The following is a 9163-nucleotide window of genomic DNA, read 5'->3' as shown; positions in this document are numbered from 1 at the left end:
ATGGCGCGGCGGTCCAGCCGCTTCTCCACTCTAGCTATTCGAACTCCCCGCCGTCATCAACAACGCCAATAATTTTCCTATACGCTAAATATTGACTGGATACGAAATTATTTTTACGACTGATGGATGCAGTCGAATTCTCCCATCATCGTCATCGGCGGCGGCATCGCCGGCCTCTCGCTTGCCGCCGAGGTGGCGGATTGGGCCGAAGTCACCGTCATCGAGCGTGAGCCGCATCTCGGCTACCACGCCAGTGGCCGTTCCGCCGCTCTGTTCACCGAGACCTATGGCAACCGCCTGGTGCGCGCGCTGACGCTGGCCAGCCGGCAGGCAATAGTTGAAGGCGGCTTCGTCGCCCATCGGCGTGGCGCGCTGCACGTCGGCTGGGTCGGCGACGATACCGCCATCGACAAGCTGGCTCATGAATTGCAGGCGCTGGTGCCGAGCGTGCGGCGTCTGTTGGCGGCCGAACTCCACGCACTGGTTCCGGTCATTGCCAGGGAAAACACCTGCGGCGGAGTCTATGAACCGGACGCGGTGGATGTCGATACCGGCAAGATGCTGGGGTCCAGCGCCTCGGCTCTGAAGGCCAGTGGCGGCATCATCCGCACGGGCGAGGAGGTCCGCGCCATATCACGCGACGGCAGCGCTTTTCGGGTCGAAACGAGCGCCGGCGTCTATTCCGCCGACATCGTCGTCAACGCCGCTGGCGCCTGGGTCGATGTTGTCGCCGGCATGGCGGGGCTCCCGAGCCTCGGCTTCCAGCCCAAACGGCGCACCGCCTTCCTGTTCGATCCGCCCGCCGACATGGACATCGCCAATTGGCCGCTGGTGGTCGACTTGCACGAACAGTTCTACTTCAAGCCCGATGCCGGCAGGCTGATCGGTTCGCTCGCCGACGAGACCGATTCCGAGCCTTGCGATGCCTGGCCGGAAGACATCGACGTCGCCATCGCCGTCGACCGCATCGAACAGGCGACGTCGATGCGCATCGGCCGTCCGGCGACGCCATGGGCGGGCCTGCGCACCTTCGCGCCCGACCGCACGCCGGTCACCGGCTTCGACCCGCGCCTGCCCGGCTTCTTCTGGCTCGGCGGTCAGGGCGGCTACGGCTTCCAGGTCTCGCTGACGCTGGCAAGGCTGAGCGCGGCGCTGATGCGCGGGCAGTCTTTGCCCGGGGATGTTGCGGCACTCGGCGTCACCGCGACGGCACTGGCACCCGATCGCTTCCTGGCCCCGGCGTCGGCTCCATGAATTTCACGCCCTTGCCTCAACCCGTAAAATGTCATCAGGAGCGTTTGCGATGAAATCCACCGTTCCAGAGCGCCTATGCCGACCGCGCCTTCTATGGGCACCAGGGCAGCATTCCGGGCTACGTCGCCGTCATGCTGCACGACCCGGAGGCGGACCTCACCATCGCCATGACCAGCGATGTCGGCTCCGGCAATCGCCTCTCCTTCCAGGCCAGCGGCCTGCACCCGGTGGTCGATCAGGCGATCCGCATCATTCTCGACTGACCGCGTTCAGCCGCCCTGCCCGGACGATGGATCGGGCAGGCCCGGCAGCATCTGGCTCAGCACCCGGTCGCGAAGGAAGACGTGATGGAAGATGGCAGCGGCCGCGTGCAGGCCGGCGAGCCACATGATGATATCGCCAAGCGTGCCATGGATCTGCGCCAGCGGCGCGCCCCAGGAGCCGGCAAACGGACCGATCGCTCCCAACCCATAGAGCGTGACCGGGTGGCCGCCGAACAAGGCGCCGACTATGGCTGTCGCCGGAACCGCGAACAGCAGAGCGTAAAGCGCCCAGTGCGTTGCTTTCGAAGCAATCTCCATCCAGCTAGGCATGGCCGGCGAATCGGGAATGCGATCGAAAAAGCGCCAGAGCAGGCGAATGCCCAGCAAACAGAGAACCGAGAAGCCAAGCGACTCGTGCAGCAGCAATGTCGATGCCCTGGCCGTGGAATAGACGCGTTCGGGCGGCCCTCCGGCGGATACGAGGAAGGCGGCGAGCACCAGCAAAGCCGTCAGCCAATGGAGAGCCTGGGCAACGCGTCCATAACGGGTTGTCGAGCCGGAAAGCGACATGCGAAAACTCCCAAAAAGGTGAGAAAAATCCTGGCGAGGATGAACGTGCAGCTATTTTCCCGGTTCCTCAAGTAACATCAGTTTACCGCCCATGTCGGTTGCGTCGCTGCCGCTGGCGGCGCTGCCTGACGAGACGAAGTCCCTAGAGCGGTTCAGTGTTTGTTGAAATCGCCGAACCGCTCTAACTCTTTGTTTTCACGCAATTCCCTAGGGAAAGCGCTACGCGCTTTTCCCGGGAAAACCGCTACGCACTTTTCCTGGAATTGCTCTAGCCTTGCTCCGTCCAGATCAGACGCAGGAGGCGAAGCAGCGTTGCCCGCTCCTTGGCTGTCAGCCGATGCAGGAACCGGTCTTCATGCCGGCGAACCTGTCGCCGCCATCCGGGCATGGCCTTCCTCGCGGCCGGTGTCAGGCTCAGCACCTGCACGCGCTTGTCGTCCGAATGGTCGTCGCGCTCGACCAGCCCTCGCCCTTCGAGCTCGGCAAGCAGCGGCGCCATGTTGGCGCTCTTCATGCCGAGCTGGCGGCAAAGTTCGGCGGCGCGGATACCGGGTTGTTCGTCGATCAGCGCCAGCATGCCGTAGGTGACCGGGCGCAGCGCCGCATCCGCCAGCTCGACGGCGAAATCATTCAAGGCCAAAGTCGAGGCACGCCTGAGATTGTAGCCGATCTGCGCGTCGAGCGCATCTTCGGTAATCGACCCTAATGCCCCGGGATCGGGGTGCGCACTGGGATCGGCGTGAATTTCCGTCTCGTCCATGCTCGAACCGATCGCCGTGATCAAAGCCCTTGTCAAGCAAAAAAGACTATGCGACATAGCAAACTAGATCGCTATATCGCATAGCAATTTTCGCGACCGTCGCGCCGCATGGGAGGACACTGACCATGACCGAAGAGCCCGTTGCCTTCGATGTCGAGAACGGCATCGCCTGGGTGCGTTTCAACCGGCCGGACAAGCGCAATTGCATGAACCCCGCGCTCAACCAGCGGATGATGGAGGTTCTGGGCGAACTCGAATTCCGTGACGATGTCGGCGTGCTGGTGCTGTCGGGCGAAGGCAGCGCCTGGTCGGCGGGCATGGACCTCAAGGAGTATTTCCGCGAGACGGAAGCCAAGGGCCTCGGCGCCGTCCGCAAGGCGCAGTTCGAAGCCTATGGCTGGTGGCGGCGCCTGCGCTGGTACCACAAGCCGACCATCGCCATGGTCAATGGCTGGTGTTTCGGCGGCGGCTATGGCCCGCTCTTTGCCTGCGACCTCGCCTTCGCCGCCGATGAGGCGCGGTTCGCCCTGTCAGAGATCAACTGGGGCATACTGCCCGGCGGCGGCGCCACCAAGGTGGTGGTCGATCTGCTCTCGATGCGCGACGCCATGTACCATGCGCTGACCGGCGAGCTCATCGACGGCAGAAAGGCCGCCGCCTGGAAGCTGGTCAATGAAAGCCTGCCGCTGGCCGACTTGAAGACGCGTGTCACCGAGGTCGCGAACGTCCTTTTGAAGAAGAACCCGATTGCCCTGAAGGCGACCAAGGACGCCATCCGCCGCGTCGCCGAGATGACCTATGACAATGCCGAGGATTATCTCGTGCGTGCGCAGGAAGCGGCCAACTCCCATGACAATGACGGCCGCAAGGAAGGCATCCGCCAGTTCATCGACGAGAAGAGCTACAAGCCGGGTCTTGGCGCCTACGACAAGGCCAGATGACGCGATAAACCATCGACGCAATCTGGGAGGAGATGCGAATGCCGGCCTGGACGACATCGGATCCCGTGGCCTTGCACGCCAAGATGCAGCCGGACCGTCTTGCCTGCGTCGACCTGGCATCCGGCAGGCGCTGGACTTATGCGGCGCTCGACCGGGCCATCCAGCGCGCCGTCGGCGTCCTCGAAACCGCCCGTGGCATCGAAAGGGGGCAACGGGTCGCCACGCTTGTCCGCAACAGCGCCGACCTGCTTGTCCTGCAGCAGGCCGCCATGCGGCTCGGCGCCATTTTCGTGCCGCTCAACTGGCGGCTCGCCGGCGCCGAACGGCAGGCGATCCTTGCCGATTGCGGCCCGGTTTTGCTGCTGCATGACGCAGCGCTCGAAATGACGTTGCCGGCGGGCTGCCTATCGATCGAAGTCGCGACCTTCGCCAAGGCGGTTGAAGCCCAGGCACCGGCGCCGCGCCGTCCCCCGCCGGACGGCGATACACCGTCGATCATCCTCTACACATCGGGTACGTCGGGCCGGCCGAAAGGCGTCATCGTCACGGAGGCCAACGCGTTGGCCACCGCGGTCAATTTCGGCGTACTGGGGCGCGTCGGCAATGCCAGCGTCTTCCTCTGCGATGCACCGATGTTCCATGTCATCGGTCTCATCACCAGCCTGCGTCCGCCGCTGCTGCAAGGCGGCACGGTGCTGATCTCGCCCGGTTTCGACGCCGGTGTGACCAACCGCCGCCTGGCCGACCCCGGCCTCGGCATCACCCATTATTTCTGCGTGCCGCAGATGGCCAGGATGCTGCGTGAACACCCCGACTTCGCGCCGGCGCGCTGGACGTCCCTCACCGCCATCTTCACCGGCGGCGCGCCGAACCCGGCCATCGATATCGATTGGTGGCTGGCACAAGGGGTCCGCATGGTCGACGGCTTCGGCATGACGGAAGCCGGCACCGTGCTTGGCATGCCGGTCGAGGCCGAGCGGATAGCCCGCAAGGCCGGCTCGGCCGGCCTGCCGGCGCCGACGATCGGCCTGCGTATCGTCGACGACGACGGCCGGGACGTCGCCGCCGGCGAACCGGGCGAGATATGGCTGTCCGGCCCCTCGATCACGCCGGGCTACTGGAACCGGCCGGAAGAGACGGCGCGCGCCTTCACCGCCGATGGCTGGTTCCGTACCGGTGACATCGCGCGGCGCGATGACGAAGGCTTCGTCACCCTCGTCGACCGTCGCAAGGACATGTTCATCTCCGGTGGCGAGAACGTCTATCCCGCCGAAATCGAAATGGTGCTGCTCGACCATCCCGACATCGCCGAAGCCGCCGTGATCGGCATCGCCGACGAGCGCTGGGGCGAAGTCGGCCGCGCCTTCATCGTGGTCAAATCCGGCCGGGTCCTGGATCCGGCAGCTCTGGCAAGCCATTGCGGCGCCCGCATCGCCCGCTACAAGGTGCCGAAGCAGTTTCTGCTCACCGAGGCGCTGCCGCGCACCGCTTCCGGCAAGATCCAGAAACACATTCTTCGCGGGTGGGCGGCCGGCGGATAGGCCTGACGCAAGATCGCCACGGCGTTCGCCTAACCTTTTATGAGCATATCGACGCTAGGGTCGGCGCGACACCAACGGAGGGGGCTCCTTGCTCACCGTCACCGAGGACGATTTCTCCGAATACCATGTGCCGCCCAGACGCATGCTCATGCATCATCCCCGGCACGGCCTGTCATTGGAGAACCTGTCCAGGGAACGGCTGGCGGCGCTCAATTTCCTCGACCTTCCGCATGTCGACGAACTCTACGCCGAATATGACGCCTTCGCCGCGCTGATCGGAAGCCATGTCGACACCCTCTATCTCGATGACGTGCTTGCCGACCATGAGCCGTACCGGCTAGAAGCCGCCGGCAATCCGAACCTGATTTTCATGCGTGACAGCTCGGTGACCTTGCCGTGGTCGCCCTCGACATTCATTCCGACCCGGCCGGCTCTGCCGAGCCGCGCCCGCGAGGCTGAAATCGTCACCGCCGCCCTGCAAAGACTGGGCATGAAGCCGCTCACCCGTCTCGAGCATGACGAATATCTGGAGGGTGGCGACGTTCTGCCGGTAACCTTCGACGGCCGGCGCGTGTTGCTTGTCGGCTTTGGCGTGCGCACCACCAAGGCGGCCGCGATCAAGCTGGCGCTCGACCTCATCCCCCACCATGTCGACTATATCATCGGCCTCTCGCACGATCCCGAGTTGCTGCATCTCGACACCGGCTTCACCGTGCTGCCCAACAAGGTCATCCTGGCGGCGGCCGGCATGTTCGGCGCTGGCTTCCTCATCGACGAGGATCGCCGGCTGAGCCCGGTGAACCCGCTTGCTTATGCAGAGGCGCTGGGCTGTTCAATCGTTCGCTGCGACAAGGCCGATGCCATCGCCCATGAACGTTGCAACCTGTTGCCGCTGGGCAATCGCAGCTACCTCGCCTTCGACCTCCCGGCCGAACTCAAGGCCACGCTGGAAGCGGCCGCCGGCGTAACAATCCATCTCGTCAAGGGCACCGAGATCGCCAAGGCGACCGGCGGCGTCCATTGCCTGACTAGGCCATTGTACGCCTGACACGGGAAGCCGGCTGGCCGGCCGCTGATCGGCTCGTCGACCCCAAGTGCGGTCAGAGAAGTCACAGTCAGAGAGATCGCGGTCAGAGAGGTCGGCGTCAGAGCTTGTCGTATTTGATGTTGGAGGCGACATACTCGTTCTTCAGCCGTCGCTGGCCGCCTTCGAACGGACCGGTGTTGAAGGCAAACACCTTGAGCTCCGGCATGTTCTCCGGCGTTGCCGTGCGCTTCCAGGCGTTGAGGAAATCGCCGTTCATGGTGGCCAGCCTCTCGAACACCGTCTCCTGCAAGGTTTCGACCGGCAGCGGCAGTGTCGCCCCCTCGACCAGTTCGACAGCCACTTCCATGCGCTTGTTGTGGGCGGCGTCCTCATAAGAGATCAGGCGGAAGGTCGACAGCACCGGCGCCAGCACGTCGAGGCCGAACAGGATCTCGCGCAAACTGTCCGGCGTGACCTTGGCGCCGTAGTATTCGATCGACATGTCGGAGCGGCCGTAGATGAACAACAGCGGCAGATCGAGGATGCGACCGCTGTTTTTCAGCATGTCGCCATGTCCAGTGTCGCGCAGGATGCGCTTCAATTCGCCGAAGCGCAGCACATGGCCGCGATCGTGGATGTTGTAGCGGATCTTGGGCGATATGTTGTAGGGCCGCGAAATCGTCGCCACCAGTTCGCCCTTGGCGTTCTCCTCCAGATAATAGGCCAGCGGATTGTACTGGAAAACCATCGGCGTGACGCCGTAGCCGACACGGATGATGGCCTCGCGCAACCGTTCGTCGCCGAGCAGTGCGCGGCGCAAATTGATGGTGAGTTCGCTCTCGAGCGCGAGATTGACCTCGAGATCGGAGGCGCCGTAGCTGCCGACGACGCGGCGGAATTTCTTCAGGAGATAGTCGCGCAGGCTTTCCGAGATCCCCTCGCCGCCAAAGGCGGCATCGATGGTGAATTTGGACCAGTCGAGACGCGGATCGTCGACGAGCGTCTTCAGGAACGGCGGGTAGCCCATGACCACATAGCGGAAGCGCGGGCCGAACTCGTGGATCGTGTTGACGATCTTGTCAAGGTTCGGGCCCGTCGACTTCAGGATCGTCGTGTCAGTCAGGGAGATCGCGACGTTCATGCCGGTCGCCCACGCGCCGAGCGCGAAGGCGTTGAGGATGAACAGGGTTTCGTTCTCGCCAGTGATGCGCAGGAACGTCATCTGCATCATCTGCTTGGTGATCAGCCGTTCGGTCTTGCCCCGGACCCAGCTTGTCGGCATGCCGCTGCTGCCGGAGGATTCATCGACCATCACCCCCATCGACGGCAGCTTGCCACCCAGCAGCCGCTCTTCCTGAGGGTATTTCTTGACGTAGCTGTCCTTGTCCATTTCCGGAATGGACGTCAGGTCCGGCTTGGTGACGTGGTCGAGCATAATTTCGGGCTTGCCGCCCAGCCTGTCGATATAATCGCGATAGGCCGGGACCTTGGCGTAGGCATGATAGAAATTCGCCCAGGCGCGCCAGGCGCCGACGCCCCACCGCAGCCGCTCGAAACCCGGGATGAGCAGGATCTTGTAGGCATGCCGCGACGAGGCGAAGGTGCGCTCGACGACGTTGACGAGCGCGACCAGCGCCAGGAAGAAAGGCCGCACCGCTTGCTTGATCAGCCGCATAGGATGATGTCCTCGAACGGGAGCCGGTAGCTCAGGGGTGGGGTTTGGCTCTTGCCGAGCCGCAGCAGCAGCCAGACCATGTCCGCGCCGCCTTTTTCATCCGGCATGCCGAAATAGCCGATCATGTTGGTGCGCGCCTCGTCCGAGGTGATCACCGAACCGTAAGGCTGCCAGTAGTAGCCATGGCGGGTGACGATCAGCCAGAGACGGAACATGGTGGTGCCGGCGTTGAACCAGTCCTCCATGGTCACGTAGGGACCGCGCAGCCAGCCGATGGTGCCGACGCCCTTCATGCTGCGGCCATAGACGAAACCGACAAGGCTTTTGATGCCGGGCAAGGTCCAGAAGCCGGGGCTGGTGAAGAAGCTTTTGAGCAGCCGGGCGGAGAAACCGAGACAGCGTGCCGACAGGCCGTCGCCGGTAATGTCTTCCTCGCGCGTGCCGAAGCGCAGCCAGCGCACCAGCTCGTTGCGGATCGGCGCGTTCATCATGTCGTGAAAGAGTGCCTGGCGGTTGAGCTCGATCACCCAGTCGATGGCCTGGGCATCGCTGCGTGCCTCGAAGCGGTGGCCGGTGCGCCGCGCTTCGGCCTCCATGTCCAAAAGCAGCGCTTCGGGGATCGCCTGCCCGTCATAGGGAAGCCGGGAGGTGTGGCGATCGAGAATCAACTGGCTGTCGAAATCGGCCACGGGAGCCGCCGCCGGCCTCAGCGTCAGGCGTGAGATGATTTGCGGCGTCTCGGTATCGCCGCCGGGATACATCGCGGAGAAATCCGTGCGGCAATCGAGCTCGTAGCCCAGGCCATGCGCGGCGATGGCGCAAACCTGGGCGAAGATGCCCGCGGTCAGCCAGGTAAAGCGGCCATGCGGATCGGCCACCCATAAACCGCGGCGCGGCAGAAAGATGATGTCCGCCTCGCTGTCGCTGCGGATGCGCAGCCGGAAAGGTTGCGTGTTGTGAGGACTGGGGCAACTGACCGCGTAGCGGGCAATTTCCCGCCAGATGGCCGGTATCGTTACATTGCTTTCGGTCAAGGTATCGCCCTCCACGCGCGCCTTAGCAAGTAACAAACAAACAATACTGAAATGTGATTTCAGATGACTAACAAACGCTTATGCAAATGTACGGGATA

At 63.6% G+C, this 9163-nt stretch carries 9 protein-coding genes; 5 read left to right on the top strand and 4 right to left on the bottom strand.

The genetic code is table 11. The annotated features are described in order from the left end of the window. Nucleotides 1-126 precede the first annotated feature (126 nt). Entirely contained in the window at nt 127-1254 is a 1128-nt protein-coding gene (locus LB543_RS13670) for an NAD(P)/FAD-dependent oxidoreductase (RefSeq protein ID WP_224614466.1), read from the top strand. A gap of 131 nt (nt 1255-1385) precedes the next feature. Further along, nucleotides 1386-1517: a hypothetical protein gene (locus LB543_RS33905; protein WP_263498696.1), complete on the top strand. Its 132-nt coding sequence runs from the start codon at nt 1386-1388 to the stop codon at nt 1515-1517. A 6-nt stretch (nt 1518-1523) separates the two neighbouring features. On the opposite strand, the gene LB543_RS13665 is transcribed toward LB543_RS33905, so the two are convergent. After that, nucleotides 1524-2087, bottom strand: coding sequence for a cytochrome b (locus tag LB543_RS13665; protein ID WP_224614465.1), 564 nt, complete (start codon nt 2085-2087; stop codon nt 1524-1526). A gap of 268 nt (nt 2088-2355) precedes the next feature. Beyond that, nucleotides 2356-2847: a MarR family winged helix-turn-helix transcriptional regulator gene (locus LB543_RS13660; RefSeq protein ID WP_224614464.1), complete on the bottom strand. Its 492-nt coding sequence runs from the start codon at nt 2845-2847 to the stop codon at nt 2356-2358. A 125-nt stretch (nt 2848-2972) separates the two neighbouring features. Here LB543_RS13660 and LB543_RS13655 point away from each other — a divergent pair, with 125 nt between their 5' ends. The 3 genes from LB543_RS13655 (at nt 2973) to LB543_RS13645 (ending at nt 6377) form a co-directional block, all read left to right on the top strand. Further along, nucleotides 2973-3788, top strand: coding sequence for a p-hydroxycinnamoyl CoA hydratase/lyase (locus tag LB543_RS13655; RefSeq protein ID WP_224593169.1), 816 nt, complete (start codon nt 2973-2975; stop codon nt 3786-3788). 32 nt (nt 3789-3820) lie between these two features. Then, nucleotides 3821-5329 carry an AMP-binding protein gene (locus LB543_RS13650; RefSeq protein WP_224614463.1) on the top strand — a complete coding sequence of 503 codons (1509 nt, stop codon included), beginning with the start codon at nt 3821-3823 and terminating at the stop codon, nt 5327-5329. An 88-nt stretch (nt 5330-5417) separates the two neighbouring features. After that, complete coding sequence (locus tag LB543_RS13645) at nt 5418-6377, top strand: dimethylarginine dimethylaminohydrolase family protein (protein WP_224614462.1); 960 nt, start codon at nt 5418-5420, stop codon at nt 6375-6377. 97 nt (nt 6378-6474) lie between these two features. Here LB543_RS13645 and LB543_RS13640 read toward each other — a convergent pair whose 3' ends face one another. Together LB543_RS13640 and LB543_RS13635 are read right to left on the bottom strand one after the other, a co-directional pair. Beyond that, the gene (locus LB543_RS13640; RefSeq protein ID WP_224614461.1) at nt 6475-8031 is read right to left on the bottom strand and encodes a phenylacetate--CoA ligase family protein; all 1557 of its coding nucleotides are present in this window, start codon (nt 8029-8031) and stop codon (nt 6475-6477) included. Further along, a complete protein-coding gene (locus LB543_RS13635; protein WP_140765314.1) occupies nt 8022-9065 on the bottom strand; it encodes a hypothetical protein in 1044 nt (347 codons plus the stop codon). The genes LB543_RS13640 and LB543_RS13635 overlap by 10 nt, the downstream gene beginning before the upstream one ends. Nucleotides 9066-9163: the final 98 nt, after the last annotated feature.

The sequence above is a fragment of the Mesorhizobium sp. ESP7-2 genome (genome assembly GCF_020164715.1).
Classification (GTDB): Bacteria; Pseudomonadota; Alphaproteobacteria; order Rhizobiales; family Rhizobiaceae; genus Mesorhizobium.
The sequence above is the reverse complement of the archived record's forward strand: the minus strand, read 5'-3'. Positions and strand labels throughout refer to the sequence as shown.